16 protein-coding genes are annotated in these 15680 nt (G+C 64.5%); 11 read left to right on the top strand and 5 right to left on the bottom strand.

All coding sequences use genetic code 11. The annotated features are described in order from the left end of the window. Positions 1 to 315: 315 nt before the first annotated feature. Positions 316 to 1509 carry an MFS transporter gene (locus tag CUJ89_RS35560; protein WP_114182108.1) on the top strand — a complete coding sequence of 398 codons (1194 nt, stop codon included), beginning with the start codon at positions 316 to 318 and terminating at the stop codon, positions 1507 to 1509. A gap of 23 nt (positions 1510 to 1532) precedes the next feature. Here the strand turns inward: CUJ89_RS35560 and CUJ89_RS35555 are convergent, their stop codons facing one another. Continuing rightward, the gene (locus CUJ89_RS35555; RefSeq protein WP_236655099.1) at positions 1533 to 2744 is read right to left on the bottom strand and encodes a phthiocerol/phthiodiolone dimycocerosyl transferase family protein; all 1212 of its coding nucleotides are present in this window, start codon (positions 2742 to 2744) and stop codon (positions 1533 to 1535) included. 107 nt (positions 2745 to 2851) lie between these two features. After that, positions 2852 to 3334, bottom strand: coding sequence for a cupin domain-containing protein (locus CUJ89_RS35550; protein ID WP_114182107.1), 483 nt, complete (start codon positions 3332 to 3334; stop codon positions 2852 to 2854). A 297-nt stretch (positions 3335 to 3631) separates the two neighbouring features. On the opposite strand from CUJ89_RS35550, the gene CUJ89_RS35545 reads away from it, so the two are divergent. The 8 genes from CUJ89_RS35545 to CUJ89_RS35515 all read left to right on the top strand — a co-directional run bounded on the left by CUJ89_RS35545 (position 3632) and on the right by CUJ89_RS35515 (position 9578). Further along, complete coding sequence (locus CUJ89_RS35545; RefSeq protein WP_415859061.1) at positions 3632 to 3904, top strand: DUF4148 domain-containing protein; 273 nt, start codon at positions 3632 to 3634, stop codon at positions 3902 to 3904. 84 nt (positions 3905 to 3988) lie between these two features. Further along, positions 3989 to 4405: an organic hydroperoxide resistance protein gene (locus CUJ89_RS35540; protein WP_114182105.1), complete on the top strand. Its 417-nt coding sequence runs from the start codon at positions 3989 to 3991 to the stop codon at positions 4403 to 4405. A gap of 283 nt (positions 4406 to 4688) precedes the next feature. Then, positions 4689 to 5948 (top strand): CynX/NimT family MFS transporter, encoded by a 1260-nt coding sequence (locus CUJ89_RS35535; RefSeq protein ID WP_236655098.1) that lies wholly within the window; start codon positions 4689 to 4691, stop codon positions 5946 to 5948. A 97-nt stretch (positions 5949 to 6045) separates the two neighbouring features. Next, positions 6046 to 6891, top strand: coding sequence for a CPBP family intramembrane glutamic endopeptidase (locus CUJ89_RS35530; RefSeq protein WP_114182103.1), 846 nt, complete (start codon positions 6046 to 6048; stop codon positions 6889 to 6891). Positions 6892 to 6954: 63 nt separating this feature from the next. Then, entirely contained in the window at positions 6955 to 7098 is a 144-nt protein-coding gene (locus CUJ89_RS38770; protein WP_236655097.1) for a hypothetical protein, read from the top strand. After that, entirely contained in the window at positions 7095 to 7643 is a 549-nt protein-coding gene (locus CUJ89_RS35525; protein ID WP_114182102.1) for an RNA polymerase sigma factor, read from the top strand. Before CUJ89_RS38770 ends, CUJ89_RS35525 begins: the two co-directional genes overlap by 4 nt. Further along, positions 7640 to 8578: an anti-sigma factor family protein gene (locus CUJ89_RS35520; protein ID WP_114182101.1), complete on the top strand. Its 939-nt coding sequence runs from the start codon at positions 7640 to 7642 to the stop codon at positions 8576 to 8578. Before CUJ89_RS35525 ends, CUJ89_RS35520 begins: the two co-directional genes overlap by 4 nt. A 370-nt stretch (positions 8579 to 8948) precedes the next feature. After that, positions 8949 to 9578, top strand: a complete 630-nt coding sequence (locus CUJ89_RS35515) for an NUDIX hydrolase (protein ID WP_114182100.1) — start codon at positions 8949 to 8951, stop codon at positions 9576 to 9578. Positions 9579 to 9614: 36 nt separating this feature from the next. Here the strand turns inward: CUJ89_RS35515 and CUJ89_RS35510 are convergent, their stop codons facing one another. Next, a complete protein-coding gene (locus CUJ89_RS35510) occupies positions 9615 to 10586 on the bottom strand; it encodes an AraC family transcriptional regulator (RefSeq protein WP_114182099.1) in 972 nt (323 codons plus the stop codon). Positions 10587 to 10680: 94 nt separating this feature from the next. On the opposite strand from CUJ89_RS35510, the gene CUJ89_RS35505 reads away from it, so the two are divergent. Then, complete coding sequence (locus CUJ89_RS35505) at positions 10681 to 11514, top strand: oxidoreductase (protein WP_114182098.1); 834 nt, start codon at positions 10681 to 10683, stop codon at positions 11512 to 11514. A gap of 145 nt (positions 11515 to 11659) precedes the next feature. Continuing rightward, positions 11660 to 12496, top strand: coding sequence for an alpha/beta fold hydrolase (locus tag CUJ89_RS35500; RefSeq protein WP_114182097.1), 837 nt, complete (start codon positions 11660 to 11662; stop codon positions 12494 to 12496). Positions 12497 to 12700: 204 nt separating this feature from the next. Here CUJ89_RS35500 and CUJ89_RS35495 read toward each other — a convergent pair whose 3' ends face one another. Further along, positions 12701 to 13408 carry a DUF3142 domain-containing protein gene (locus CUJ89_RS35495; protein WP_114182096.1) on the bottom strand — a complete coding sequence of 236 codons (708 nt, stop codon included), beginning with the start codon at positions 13406 to 13408 and terminating at the stop codon, positions 12701 to 12703. Between the two features lie 7 nt (positions 13409 to 13415). Then, on the bottom strand, positions 13416 to 15587 hold the full coding sequence (locus CUJ89_RS35490; RefSeq protein ID WP_114182095.1) for a hypothetical protein: 2172 nt from the start codon (positions 15585 to 15587) through the stop codon (positions 13416 to 13418). Positions 15588 to 15680 lie beyond the last annotated feature (93 nt).

Genomic DNA, 15680 nt, shown 5'->3' with positions numbered 1-15680 from the left:
CTGTCGGTCATGCTTTCCGCGGCCACCGCCGGGTGCCGCTAGCCGTAAGGATGCACGCCCGCGACTCAATGATCGGGTAACGGAAGTGCGGCGTTGGGCAGTGCGGGATTGGCTCGACCGCTTGTGTGCCCATCTGCATGAACGGCGCGCAACCAGACAGGTGCGGACCGCTGTCGGGCACATACGAACGTATGCGGCGCACCATCGGAACGGTTCGTTTCCTTGCCGACAGATTGTGTGGATCATGTCGCGACCGGGCCCTGACCTTTTCGCGCTCGGGATCGAGTCGACCGGAATTTTGAAACAAGGGGAGGCATGATGGCCTATCCACGCACGATGTCCCCGCGCGTTGCCTCGTTTGTGCTGCTCGGCGCGCTGCTGACTGCATGCGGATACGGCGCGACGTTCTTGCTGTCGATGCATTTTCGTTCGGCGGGCGGAGGCGACGTCGACACGGGGTTCGCGCTGGCTGAAGCCATGGTCGGTGCGCTGATCGGCCTGCCGCTGGTCGCCTGGCTTGCGCATTGGATCGGGACTGCGCGTACCACCGCGCTGGCTGCGCTCGTCGTCGGCGCGGGGGTCGTCGGCTTCGCGCTGATCGGGCGCACCGGCTCGTTGAGCGTCGTGCCCGGATTGCTGGTCGGTATCGGTTGGGGCGGGTTCTATCTCGCGGCGCCAATGATGCTCGTGGAGCGGACAACCGATACCGAACGCGAGCGCTGGTTCTTGCGGTTCGGATCGTTTCAAATGGCTGGCGTCGGCGGCGGCCCGGCATTTGCGGCGCTCGCGATACGCAATTGGCACTGGACGACGGGCACGGTGTTCTGCACCGTCGGCGGGTTGTGCGCGATGGCCGCATTGATGCTGGAATGCTTCGGCCGCCTCTCGCCCGCGGCGCTCCCCGTTGCGCCACCGGTACGGGAACGTTGGGTCCGCGAGATCGGTGCGATCGCCCGCACGCATGCGATTTACCCGATCGCCATTATCGCGCTCGGCTCAAGCGTCTTCTCGGGGCTGATGACGTTCCAGATGTCGATGGCACAGGAAACGGGCGTGAAGGCGGGTACGTTCTTCGGTCTTTATTCGGCCACCGTGGTTGTCACACGCTGGCTGCTCAGTGCGATCGTGATCCGGATGCGCGTCGATGCGACCACGCAGATTCTCCTCGGCTTCATGATACTGAGCGTCGCCGTGACGTTCGCCGTGCCGCACAACGCGTTGCTGCATTCGGCCAGCGCCGTGCTGCTCGGCACCGGATACGGCCTCATCTATCCGATTGTTCAGGCGCAAGCCGTCAACAGTACCGATGCGCGGCACCGGCGCGCCGTGCTCACGTGGTTCGTCGCATCGTATTTCGTCGGCGTGTTCGGCTTTCCGGCGCTCGGCAGCCTGGTGCTGGTCAGCATGGGCAGCACGATGCTGTTGACGCTCATTGCCGCATGCGGGCTGGCAGCGCTGTTTCTCTCGGTCGTCGAGCACCGGAAGAGGGTGTCGCTGGGGGTGTTCTGAACGCACGTCGAGCAGCCGGGCGCTCAGCTCACGGCTTCCTCGAGAATCGCGCGGACTTCGCCGAGAAGTCCCCTGATTGCGCCATGGCTCGTGTGCGTGAGACGCAGGATGCCATCGATCGTGCACACGCCGACGACCTGATCGTCGGCGAAGCCTGAAGTCACGAAGGGGCCCCATAGCGCCTTGAGTGTCAAGCCGTCGTACGTGGCAGCAATGGGCTGATTGCCCAGATTCGACAGCAGGACGTCGAAGGCCAGCACGTTCGACAAAAAACCGGCTGCGTGTTGAACGCTCGGCCGCGCGGACATCGCGGTGTCAAGTGCTTTCAGTTCCGCTGCTACGCTCGCGCGCGTTTGCGAAGGCGCGAGATCCTGTTTGATCTTGCGGGCGGCAGTCCATAAGTCGGACCTGCGCGGGTGATCGTCGATCGTGATGGTCTGAGTGATGTACACGCCGTTCGCGACGCCCACTTCGCCGGCGAGATCGCGTACGTCGATCGGTGTGACGGTTCTCAACGCGCGCTCGGCCCACTCGCTCGACAGGCGCCGGCCCGCTTCATGAATGGCTGCGGCAATGGCGCCATGTACGGTGGTTTGCTCGAGCCGTGCGCGAGCGACGAGCCGGCGCGTCGATTCGGCCGAAAGTGCAACGGCGTCGATATGCGGCACGTCCGCGGCGTCCGGACGAAACGGCTTTGGCGCGGGCGCAGGGAGCGGAGCCGGCACGACGGCGGCATCGTTCAGGTCGGCATCGAGCAGCGTCTCCAGCGACTGCACCAACGGCAGCGGCGCCGCCGACTCGCCCGACAGCATGCGCAACAGCTCATCGATCAGATACGCGGCGCCCATGCCGTCGAGCACGGAATGATGCGCGATCAGAATCAGCGTTGAGCCGCATTCGTCTTGCAATAGCGTCGCGCGCAACAAGGGCGCTGTCGACCAGTCGAAGCGGGTCGCGATTTCGTGGGCTGCTTCCGCCTGCCACGAAGTCGTGCCCTGCTCGATCACGCACAACGGCACCGCGGCGTCGGGCGCGCGATAAAAGCCTGTATTCATCTGCGCGTCGGTGCCGATGCAGGTCGACAACAGCGGATGCCTGCGCTGGAGTGCCTGAAAAGCCGCACGCCACGCGTTCGGCGTAAAACGCCGGTCGATTTCCGCGACCATCGCGAAATGCGTCGGCCGATTCTGATCCAGCAACCAGAACAGATGTTCCGTGCTGCCGAGCGCCCGCACGTACGCCTGCGCGGTCGACTGAATGTCCTCGATTCCATGTTGGTGGTTTTGCACCGTTTCACTCCGGAAGGGTTGTCTGCATCAACAGAACACCCGAGGACGGAGCGCTATTCCTCCGTGTTCGGATGCCCCGATATATCGGACTGCTTTTTTCCATCGTCGGGGCTGTAGGTCACGTAGAGCTTGGTATAGCCGGGCGTATCGAAATGTCCGGTCCATCCCTGCGGAAGCGTGACGGCTTCGCCGGTTTTCACGATCATCACCGAACCATCGGACGACGTGAGCTTCACGCTGCCCGACAGAAAGTACAGGAACTCGTTGTACGGCAACCCTTGCGGCCCGGTGATTTCCTCATGCGAAGGCCCGGACCGATAGACGCCGGTCTGGTAAGCCGTGTCGGTGGACGTGAACGTCACGACGTCCGTGCTCCGCTCTCCGTGGTCCTCTTTTTTCACCGCGTCGGCGCGCGTGAATATCGCACCGGCAAGGTCGGACTTCGACGCCTTGACCGGTTTGATCGTCTCTGCGCACGCGGCGGTCGAGATCGTGATGCCGGCCAACGCCAGCGTTGCGAGTGCGTATCGGTACATCGGCCATCTCTCCTTGGGTATTTCCATGGCAACGAGGCAAAAAGGGCGGCCTCGCCATTGCCGCGTCATTGTGTCGGAAAAACGCTCGCCATTTCGAGCATGGGCGAAAACGGAGCGGCAGATTTGTTTCTCAATGTGTATGAGGCTGGAATGGATACATGGCATTGCAATAGCCCGCACTCGAGAAACATACCCGATACGTGGTCTGGATTTAATGCACCTCAACGAAGGAATCTGTTCAAGGCGCCCGGGCAGACGTCACGGGATGGCGGCGTCACCGAGGCATCGGACAGATTCGTGACACTTGAATTGCTTCAGGAGAACGACATGAAAGTAAAGATGATCGCTTTGACCTTTGCGGCTTGCGCTGCCGTTGCAACCACCACTTTCGCTTTCGCAGGCAGCCCGGTCGACACGCGTGCCGACCATGACGCACCGCAAGCGCGCCAATCGGTGTCGGTCGGCGGCGTGCCGAAGGGCAAGACGCGTGCCGAAGTGCGCGAGGAACTGGTGCGAGCGGAGAAAGACGGTCAGCTCGCCGCGCTCGACAAGCTGTATCGGGGCGGCTGATTTCCAACTGCCGACGCGAGGCTGATTTCAAGCGTCGTGATTCACCCACCATCGTCACCAACCCAGTTCAATACGATACCGATCATGAGCCAGGAAACCAAAGTTCTGTATACCGGCAAGACCCGCACCACCGGCGGGCGTGATGGCGCTGCCCGCAGCCCGGATGGCCGCCTCGACGTGAAGCTCTCCGGTCCCGGCTCGGCCGCGCCCGGCACGAATCCCGAACAGTTGCTGGCCGCAGGCTGGTCGGCATGCTTCATCGGCGCGATGGGCCTGGCCGCGCAAAGGCTGAAGGTTGCCCTGCCGCGCGACACGCATGTCGACGCGGAAATCGATCTGGCCATGAACGACGGCGCGTACTTCCTGCAGGCACGACTGAACGTCAGCGTGCCGGGCGTCGACGCCGACGTCGCGCAAGCACTGGTCGACGCAGCGCACCAGACGTGCCCGTATTCGAAGGCGACGCGCGGCAACATCGACGTGACCGTCACCGTCGTTTGACGCGCGTGCCGCGCGCCTTTCCGGTGAGCGGTCTCCGCGCGTCGTGAACGCTACGCGGCATGCGTCGCGCGTCAGGATACCCGTCGTGTCGTCCGCACCCGGGTGTCCGCGTCGACGCCACGCGCTTGCCGCTTCTGTTGCCGTCTTCGTCCGTTCGGCGCCAGCGTGCCAAAGGTCGCTCTCGTCGATGGGGGCCGCCGCATTCCGATCGCCGCGTTGCAAAGGTCGATCTCGACGGCGAACGCCTGCCGCGGTCGCCGTTGCGTTTCGACGTCGACGCAAAGTGGGCACGGTCAGGTCAGGGAAAATCATGCGTCAATCCACTGATACCAGAAAGGCAGTTGCAGCCGTCGCGCTGTTGATACTCTCGGTCGCATTGCGACCGCCTATCGTTTCGATCGGGCCGGTACTCGAATCGATCCAGCAGAGCTTTGGCCTGAGCTACACGCAGGCGTCGCTGCTGACCGCGATCCCGGACATCTGCATGGGCGTCTTTGCACTTGCCGCACCGGGCGTAGCGCGAAGACTGGGGACGGACAACGCGGTCGTGGCCGCGCTGGCGCTGTTGTGCGTCGCGATGATCGCCCGCGCGCTGGCCGGCTCTGCCGGCGTGCTGCTGTTGTGTACCGTCTTGACCGGAATCGGCATCGCGATTTCAGGTTCGCTGATCGGCGGCTGGGTGAAGCAGCACTTTGCGCGCGACGCGACGTTCTTCATGGGCATATACAGCGCGGGGCTCAGCGTCGGCGCGACTGTCGCGGCGAGCGCTTCGGGTTATATCGCGCAGAACTTCGGCGGTTGGCGCGTGGCCGTCGCATGGTGGAGCGTGCTCTGCGTCACGGCGATCGTGAGCTGGCGCGGATTGGCTCGGCGTTTCCAGGAGGCGAAGACCGCTGAAGCGCAACCTCCGAAAGCAGTGCACGTGCCGCGAGCGGTCGGCCTTCCGTGGGGCAACATCCACGCATGGCGGGTCGCGGCCTACTTCGGCGCCAGCCAGTTCATCGTGTATGCATGCTTTGCATGGCTCGCGTCGTCGAGTGCCGAACTGCGTATCGAGACGCTCTCTCCCGGTCTCGTATTGGGCCTCTTCGCGTGCGTGTTCGCGCTCAGCAGCTTCGGAATGGGCATGAAGGCCGGCCGCGCCACCGATCGGCGCGGCTGGCTCGGCCTCGCGTCGGCCATCACGGCAGTCGGCCTCGGCGGACTGGCGTTTGCGCCGACAGCCTGTCCGGTATCGTGCATTGTCCTGATCGCGATCGGACAAGGCATGTGCTTCACGCTCGCCATGACCCTGCCGCTCGACAACACACCCACACCCGCCGCGGCCAACGCGTGGAGCGTATTCATGCTCTTCGTCGGCTATCTGATCGCCGCGCTGGGACCGCTGGCTTTCGGATATTTGCGCGACCGGACGGATGGTTATTTCGCGTCCTATTTCATGCTGTTTCTGGTTGCCGCGGGAATCACGCTGATGGTGCCGCTGCTGCGGCCTGCTTCGGTGGCGAAACACGCGCCCGTTCCGGCGGCGTCCGAATCGCCGTGATGTCCCGGAGGCGTCGGCGCTGGCGTCGCGAGCTGCCTGAAACCCGGCCGGCGTTCGACGCCATCGACAACCCTTTAGCGAATCTCCGGAAGGTTTAATGGCCGCATTGACGTGGTGTGCGATTTTTCTTGCGGCACTGGCGGCGATTTTAAAGACGTCTCGCCGACTGACCCTGGTCCTTCTCGCGATCGGCTATGGACTCGCGTTCGCGTCGGGACAGTTGCAACCGATCGCGCTCGTGCCGATCGCGCTTCTGGTCGGCACCGGCGTGCTGCTGCAGCGGAATCCGTCGTCCGTCGGCACGTTTTTGTGCAACGCCGTCTTCTGCATCATTGCGGTCGGCCTGTTTCAGCATTGGCTCCCCGGTTTCGACAACCTCAAGGTGGTTCAAGCGGAGCGTCTTACGCCGGACGCCGCGCCTTACACGATGTATCTCAACTTCGATAAGCCGCTGGTCGCGTTCTGGCTGGTCCTTGCATACCCTTGGGTTCAGCCGAAGAGGTCCATGTCGACGCTGGCGATTTTGACGGTCGTGGCGTGCGCGGCAACATCGGCGGTGTGCCTCTTGTTCGCGTGGTGGGGTGGGGCGATTGCATGGGCGCCGAAGTGGCCGCATTTCGCGTGGCTGTGGGTACTCGATAACGTGCTCCTGGTCGCGTTCGCGGAAGAAGCACTTTTCCGGGGCTATATCCAGGGAGGAACAGCGCGGTTGATGCGCGCGCAACCGGATGCAGGCTGGTTCGCGCTGCTGGTTGGCGCCGTTCTGTTCGGCCTTGCTCATTATCAGGGCGGCGCGTTGCTGGTTCTGCTGGCTGGCTTGTCCGGCGTCGGATACGGGCTCGCCTATCGCGCCGGCGGACTGCAATCGGCAATGCTCGCGCACTTCGGTGTCAATCTGGTGCAGTTCGGCTTGTTGACCTATCCATTCATCGCTCGGGCCTGAACGACCCTGCGCCCTGGCCGCGAGGACCTGTGATCAGGCAGTTCGGGCAACACGCGACGGCAGATGGAATATCTGCGCCGTCCAGCTGTTTACGAGGACTGGAGCGGTGTCGCCCGCTTAATTTCGCCTAAAGCCATGGATACACGTCAGATACTGCAGTTCATCAACGTCGGCCTGGTCGCACCGTGGGAGGATCGACGTAGATGACCGCAGCCGAACTGTCCGCCATGCTCCCTGCGATGCTTCCGCGTCTCTGGGCATTCGCGCTGCGAATCGCCGGTGATCGACACGACGCCGAGGATCTCGTGCAGTGCGCGTGCGTTCGCGCGCTCGAACGCGCGCATCAATTGCGACCGGGAACTGCGCCGCTTAGCTGGATGTTTTCGATCGTGCAATCCACCTGGCTCAACGAGCTCCGCGCACGAAGCGTGCGCCGGCGCTCGGGCATGGACTGGGACGACGACTTCCTCGAAACCGTCTCCGATCCCGCTGCACCGACACTCGAACAGCAGGCGCTGGATGCACAGATCGTCAGGGCCGTGCAGCTGCTGCCTGAAGCGCAGCGCGTGGTCATGCTGCTGGTCGGCGTGGAGGGGTTCAGCTATAGCGAGGCGGCCGAAGCGCTCGACGTACCCATCGGTACGATCATGAGCCGGCTTTCGCGCGCTCGCCAGGCGATCGGTTCCCTGTTCAGCGATCGAAAAGAACGACGTGTGAAAAGCGCGGCGAATAGTGAGGATCAGGGGGCATGAAAATGGACGACATCCTGCTCATGGCATACGTGGATGGAGAACTCACGTCGCACCAGCGCGAGGAAGTCGACAGGGCGATTGGAACGTCGGCCGATATCGCCAGGCGGGTTGCCTTGTTCGAAGCATCGGTGTTGCCCTATCAGCGTGCCTTTCAGCATGAGGAATCGCCGCCGGTGCCGCAGAGCCTGGTACGCAAGGTCGCCGAAATCGCGCAAGCGTACGCCGCACCTTCGGACCTCTCCGCGGTTGGCGACGGTCGTCTCATGAATCCGCCGGTGTCACGGCCCGACGTACGCGGGCCGTCTTCCGCGCCGGTACGCTCGCGCTTTCGCATGATGGTGCCGTGGCTCGCAGTGGCCTTCGTCGCGGGTGCGTTCTGTTGTGGCGCGATACTGCACTTCGCGCCGGGCGCGGCTCAAAGCGGTTTCGCGCCGCAGGGCGCACCGGTGACTGCGCAGACCAGGACGTCCCCATGGATCATGGCGGCCGTGAATTATCAGCGGCTCTATACGCGCGACACCGTTGCTTTCGATTCGTCGAATCTTGCTGCCGCCGCGCATACGGTGGAAAACATTCGCCGGGACGACGGGCTGCGGATACGGATTCCGGACCTGCGCTCGGTCGGGCTGACATTCAAGCGTATACAGCGACTGAATTTCAACCGCAAACCGCTGGTGCAGATCGTCTATCTGCCAGAAAAAGGCATGCCCGTGGCGCTGTGCGTGATGAAGGACGAAAGGCCCGACACGGTGCTCACCCAACAACAGGTCGGCAGTATGGATGTCGTGACCTGGCGCCGCGCCAGGATCACCTATGCGCTGATCGCCATGCCCGGAGACGCAGACCTCGGTGCAATCGGCAAGCGGATAGCCGAAAACGGTATGGAAGAAATGCTCGGTCAGCTGCGGCAGGCTGGCCAGGCGCTCGCGAGCTGAAGGTTCGCGGCGGCATTGCCGCCGAACGTCGATTCGGCGAATACATTCAGCAGGCGGAAGGCATACGGGGTCATTTGAATCTCGTGCGGGTGTGGCGATCGCCGGACTTCGGGGAGGGGGCGGCGCTTGTGTGGGCGCCATGAATGCATGTCGTTGCCATGCAGTACGCGATTGTGCCTGCAAGATTCGATGAAGGGCGCAGCGTACCTGCCGTCTGTTTTTCGTGCATGATCAGGTTTCTCCGATTCCTCGACGGCGATCTGATACCAGACGCTCAAATTTCCGCAACACTGCGACGCCGTGCCCATGCAACACGTGTCGCGTTCGGTGCCGCTCGGAGCTCGACGATTCAAGCGTGCAGGAGGAAGACATGGAATCCGACAGAAACGTCCTGGAAACGATCGTACGCGGCGTGGAAGGCTGCGGAATCCCCGTCGAAACGGATTGGACCACGGCGAAGCGATACCTCGCGGACGACGATAGGCAGTGGAAATTCTCGGCTGTCCTGGTCGCGATCGTAGCGCGGCGCGAGCCGACGATCCTGCTGACCAAGCGTTCGTCGGGGCTCAGCGAATATTCGTCGCATGTGAGTTTCCCGGGCGGACGTCCGGCGGAGTCCGACGGCAATATCGGTGCGACTGCACTGCGCGAGGCGTTCGAGGAAATTCGCCTCGAGCCCGGCGCGATCCGGGTAGTCGGGTGCTTGCCGATTCATAAAACCAGAAAGCGCAACCACGCCATTTTTCCCGTGATCGGCATCCTGCCGGAAACGGCTAACTGGGAGGCGGCACCGGCCGAAGTCGAGGAGATCTTCGAGTTTCCGTTTTCCACGCTGCTGAATCCGGATCTGCCAAGGCAATACAGCGACGGCGAACGCGCGGGCGCCTGGTATTGGGCGGACCAGACGCAGGACATCTGGGGAGTGACCGCACGCATCCTGAAGTCGCTCGCAGGTCTGGTTCTCGACGCTGCGTGCGGCGAAAGCGTGCGTCGAGGTTAGGTTCTGACGCACGCTCACCATCCGGCGGTGCCAGCCTCAATGCGACGACACGAACACCGCATCCTCGAACGCCTCCGGAACCGCGAAACGCTCGCACATGCGCTGTGTTTCCTTCGCCGGCGTCAAGCCGAACAGACGCTTGAATTCGCGGCTGAACTGCGATGGGCTCGTATAACCCACCGCGTAGCCGGCCGCCTCCGCCGTCAGGTCCTGGCGCACCATCAACAGCCGCGCCTGATGCAGGCGCGTCGACTTCAGGTACTGCATCGGCGACACCTGGGTGATCGCCTTGAAGTGGCTGTGAAAGCTCGGCACGCTCATGCCGGCCGCGTCGGCCAGTTGCGGCACGTCGAGCGGTTGCGCGTAATCGGCATGGATGACGCGCAGTGACCGGCCGATCCGGCCGAACTGCCCGCGCATCGCCAGCGCGCTTCGCATCGCGCTGCCCTGCGCACCGGTGAGCACGCGGAAATACAGCTCGCGAAGCAGCGCCGGGCCGAGCACCGCGGCTTCGAGCGGCCGATGCATCGCTTCGACGAAACGCAGCACCGACGCGTGCATCGTTTCATCCATCGGCGTCGACATCATGCTCCTGGGTGCTTGCACGTGTTCCGTCATGCCTTCGCGGTCGATCTGCGCCGCGAGTTCGGCGGCCATCGTGAAGTCGAGGTGCAGATACAGCGCGAGAAGCGGGCGCTCGGGCGTCGCGTCGGTTTCCATGCTGAACGGTACGGGCACGGACACGGCCAGGTAGTGGTGCTCGTCGTACAGATAGCGCTCGCCGCCGAAGTAGCCGCGCTTGCACCCCTGGCACACGATCACGATGCCGGGGTCGTACAGGACCGGCGTGCGCGACAGCGCGCGGTTCGAGCGCAGGACGCGGACGCTCGGCAGGGCCGTCAGGTTGTAGCCTTCGTCGGGCGCCAGTGCGCGCAGCAGCGTAACCAGGCGCTTCCGGTTGCGCGGCGACAGCGACGGAGATCGGGCGGAGGTGGACTCGGCGCTCATAGTTTTGTGCAAGAAAATCAGTGGAATCTGGCTTATTCTGCCTTGTTCGTCAGACTAGTATGCACGCTTCAATCGGCATTCGGGAGAAGCTCAAATGGCATCCGGCAACATCATGCTCATCACCGGCGTCAGCAGCGGCTTCGGCCGCGCGCTCGCCCAGGAGGCGCTGGCGGCAGGTCACACGGTGGTCGGCACCGTGAGAAGCGCGCAGGCGGCGCGGGATTTCGAAGCGCTGTCCGCGCAGGCGGCTGTCGCGCGTGTGCTCGACGTGACCGACTTCGATCGTATCGACGGCGTCGTCGCGGACATCGAGGCGAACGTCGGGCCCGTCGACGTACTGGTGAACAACGCCGGCTACGGGCACGAAGGCATCATGGAAGAAGCACCGCTCGCGGAGATGCGTCGGCAGTTCGACGTGAACGTATTCGGCGCGGTCGCGATGATGAAGGCCGTCGTGCCGTTCATGCGCGTGCGCCGGCACGGCCGCATCCTGAACATCACGTCGATGGGCGGTCACATCACGATGCCTGGAATCGCGTACTACTGCGGCAGCAAATTCGCGCTGGAAGGCATTTCCGAAACCCTCGGCCAGGAACTCGCGCCGCTCGGCATTGCCGTGACCGCCGTGGCGCCGGGTTCGTTCCGCACCGACTGGGCCGGCCGTTCGATGGCGCGCACGCCGCGCTCGATCGCGGACTACGACGCGATCTTCGACCCGATCCGCAACGCGCGCGAGGAGAAGAGCGGCAAGCAGTTGGGCGATCCCGCGAAGGCCGCGCGGGCGATGCTCGCGGCCATCGCGGCGGAACATCCGCCCGCGCATCTGCTGCTCGGCAGCGATGCGCTGCGGCTGGTGCGGAACAAGTTGTCGGTACTGGAAGAGGAAATCCGTGCGTGGGAGGCCGTGACGGTCTCGACGGACGGCTGACGCCCGGCGCGACGGCATCGTTCATTTCTTACCAGTGGATTGTCGACAGTCGTGGCATGCCGTTGCATCGCGGTTTCGCAATAATGTCCGATAATGGCCCTCGGCCAGCACGCCAGGTTCATCCACCTCACCGGAGTCAATCGCGATGCCATACGTCACAACGAAGGATAACGTCGAGATCTTCTACAAGGACTGGGGCCCGAAGGACGCACAGCCCGTCGTCTTCCATCATGGCTGGCCGTTGTCTTCCGACGACTGGGATGCGCAGATGCTCTTCTTCGTTCAGAAGGGCTATCGCGTGATTGCGCACGATCGGCGTGGCCACGGCCGGTCGGCGCAGGTGTCCGACGGCCATGACATGGATCATTACGCGGCGGACGCGTTCGCGGTGGCCGAAGCCCTCGACCTGCGCAATGCGGTTCATATCGGTCATTCGACCGGCGGCGGCGAAGTGGCCCGCTACGTCGCGAAGCACGGCCAGCCGGCCGGTCGCGTCGCAAAGGCGGTGCTGGTCAGCGCGGTGCCGCCGCTGATGCTGAAAACCGAATCGAACCCGGAAGGCTTGCCGATCGAGGTGTTCGACGGCTTCCGGAAAGCGCTCGCCGACAACCGCGCGCAGTTCTTCCTGGATGTGCCGAGCGGCCCCTTCTACGGTTTCAACCGGGCCGGCGCGACGGTGCATCAGGGCGTGATCCGGAACTGGTGGCGGCAGGGGATGGAGGGCAGCGCCAAAGCGCATTACGAAGGTATCAAGGCCTTTTCGGAAACGGATCAGACCGACGACCTGAAGTCGATTACCGTGCCGACGCTCGTGCTGCATGGCGAAGACGACCAGATCGTGCCGATCGCGGATGCCGCGCTGAAGTCGATCAAGCTGCTGAAGAACGGCACGCTCAAAACGTATCCGGGATACTCGCACGGCATGCTGACGGTCAACGCGGACGTCCTCAACGCCGACCTGCTGGCTTTCGTGCAGGCATAACGGTGCCGGCGCATGCCCGCTTCGGCGGGCTGCGCCATTTTCGATGACGCGCGACGCCCGGCGGCATCGATCGAAAGACTGCCGGATCCACCGCCGCACGTTTCAGCCCAAACCCTTGAAGCGGACGCCTGGATACGTCAGGTTCGCCGCGCCCGGGCTGAATTCGGTTCACGGGCAGGATCACCGCCGCCGCGTTTCCGCCCGCTAGCTGTTGCGCAGGAACACGACGTAGCCGCGGAACCACGGGTTCGCCGCGAGGTACGGCGGCGCGTCCCACTCGCCGCCCTGGATCACGCCGATGCGAAACGGCAGCGGCAGCCGCGCGACGCGCGGCAGATAGGCTGCGTAGCCGGGGATCGTGCTGCGCCCCTGGTAGGTCTGCACGACCACTTCGTCGACGATTCCCCTGAGCTGGTTGACCTGATCGGTATCGATGCGGCTGCTCCAGTCGAGCAGCCCCGTGATGCTCAGCCGGCAATCGGCGGGCAAGGTCTCGCGCAGCGTCCGCAGGAATTCGAGGTAATCCTGCAGATGGCGTGTGCGTGCATCGAAGTCGATCTGGATGCCCGCGATCGTGCGGCCCGACGCGCGCCAGCGCGTGAGCTGCGCCAGCATGATCTGCGTGACGCGCGGCGTCCAGCGCAGCGTATGCGCACGATAGACGAGCCAGACGTGCGCGTTGGGCGCGGGCGGCAGCGCGACGCCCTGCGCGATGACGCGTACCTGTGACTCGTCCCGCGGCGACGCTTCGATCTGCCCTTGCAGCACGTAGACGGTGCGCGCGCCGCGTACGACCGCCTGCGGCTTCACGCCCGCCCATAGCCAGAACGCGTCGTACTGCGCGGGATCGACGGTGCCGGCCAGCGTCAACTGCCCATACAGCAGCAGCGCGACGCACACGATGCGCTTCACGCCGTGCTCACCAGTAATAGCGGAGTTTCTGCGCCCACGGGCTGCCCGCATAGCTGGCTTTCAGCGTATCGAACCAGCGCTTGCGCGTGTTCTTCGGCACGTCCTTGCCGCCGCATTCGTTATAGCCCCCCGGCGCATAGCACTTGATTGCGCGGTAGAGCGCGTACGCGCGGTCGTTCGGGTTCGCCTGCGCATCGGCCATCACCGTCACGTAGCTCGACATCCGCGCGTACGGTTGGCCCGCGAACTGCGACGGCGAGGCGCCGAGCGTCGGCGGTATGCGCGTGGCGGTCGCCGACGACGCGTTGCGCATCCACGGCGGCACCGGATCACCTTCGAGGCCGAACGCGGGCGGATGAAGGCGCACGAAATCGGCGAGGCAGTTCAGCCCTTTCGCATCGCCGGGATTCTGCTGCAGCGCCGCGGCGATGTCGCGTACGGACGGGCACGCGTAGCCGTCTTCGTTCTTGGCGCCGGGTGCGACGAACGGCTTCAACGGATCGGCGGGCGCGCCGGACACCAGCGCGGCATCGGCGATGAAGTCGGCGTTGTGCGAGCGCGTGAGTTCCTTGTATAGCAGCGTGTACAGCGCGGTGTCGCGCAGCGCGCCGCCGGTCGCCTGGTTTTGCGCCTGCGCGCGCAGCAGGTCCGCATTGGCCGTGCGCTGCAACAGGACTGCCCGGATCGCGGCGTTTTGCACGAGCGAATCGTCGGCGAACACGTCGTTGACGAGCCCGGCCTGTTCCAGGTTGATCGCGAGCGCGAGTTCCAGCGCCTCGCGCTGAAAGCGGAATTTCGCGAGCGGGATCAGGTCGCGCCACAGCTGGCGGGCCTTGTCGGTCTGGCCGCTATCCTCCAGCGCGAACGCGCGCAGCGCCTGCTGACTCAGGCCGAAGTAGTCGAGCGGCGCGGCGGGCGTCTGCGGCAGCAACTCGAGGGCGGCATCCGGCTTGTGCCCGATCTGGACATACCAGGTCGCGAGCAGGTAGTCGTAGAGCGCGGGCGCGTTCGCGAAGTGCGGCTTCTGCGCCTGCAGATCGTCCAGCGTCAGCGGCTTGCTGCGGCTCGAATCGCTGCTGTCCGACGTGCGCATGCGCAGCAGGTCGACAGTCGCGAGCACGGTCGGCGACTGGATCTGGCGCGCGTCGAGTTCCGACCCGAACAGCAGCTTGCTGTCGAGTTCGTTCGCCAGTTGCATCAGCGGCACGTTCGACGTCGCCGGCGACCAGCGCGCAAGTGCGTTGCCGTAGAGGTCGGCCTGCTGCGTGGCGTTCCCGCCGAGCCACGCGACACGCCGCAACAGCCCCGACGCGGAGACCGCATAGCGCCCCTGCGGATACACCTTCAGGTAGGTGCGAAACACCGTATTCGCGGCGTCGAGCGAGACCTTCGTCACACGCCCGCGCGACGGCGTGGGACTGTCGTTGTCGAAGACATTGGCCTGCGCGGCGTTCAACTGCGCGCGCCCGGCCATATAGAGGCCGGTTTCCTTCAGCCACGGATTCGCGCTGTGCGAGGCGTTCGCGAAGGCCTTGGTCGCGGCGAGGAAGTCGGCGCGGTAGAACGCGTTCGTGCCGTCGAGGTAGGCGGCGAACTGCTGACCGACCGGCGACTTGACCGAGGGCTTCGCCCATGCGGCGCTCGTGCCGCCTGCGGCGCAGGTCTTCTGCGCGATGTCGGCGCGCGCCGCGCGCAGGCGCGTGGCTTCGTCGGCGGGGATGCTGCCGGCGGCGTTCAGTGCGTCGTTGAACGCATCGGCGCCGGCATTCATGCTGCGGCAGATGCTGCCTTCGCCGTCGGCGTACCGGTTCGACGGCGCATCGGCATCCGACGCGCCACCGGTCTTGTCGGGCTCCTTCTGGCCGATATAAATCCACCCGGAAAAGTCCATCGGGAACGGCACGATGATCTGGTTGATCCGGTCTTTCGCCGGGATGGTTTTCGGGTCCGGAAACACCTGCGCGACCTTGCCGCTGTCGACCATCAGCAGCATCGCGTTGATGCGCGTGTCGTTGGCGGGGCTCAGCATCGGCAGGTTGCCGCACGAGTAGGCGTTCTGCCGGAGCGTGGTCGGCGCAAAGCAGCTGTCGTCCGAGCTGGCATGGGCGGCGGGGATCCAGAGCAGGCCGGCCGCCAGCGCGGCGAGGAGGTTTTGGGGCAGCGTAGGCTTTTTGGGCATTTTTCTTGTGCTGGGGTGGGGCCGCGACGGCCGGGTCTCTCAGGGGGCGTCGAGCCCCGGCGTGTATCGTACCTCACGGGCGTGACGAGTACC

This window comes from Burkholderia pyrrocinia, assembly GCF_003330765.1.
Lineage (GTDB): Bacteria > Pseudomonadota > Gammaproteobacteria > Burkholderiales > Burkholderiaceae > Burkholderia > Burkholderia pyrrocinia_B.
The sequence above is the reverse complement of the archived record's forward strand: the minus strand, read 5'-3'. Positions and strand labels throughout refer to the sequence as shown.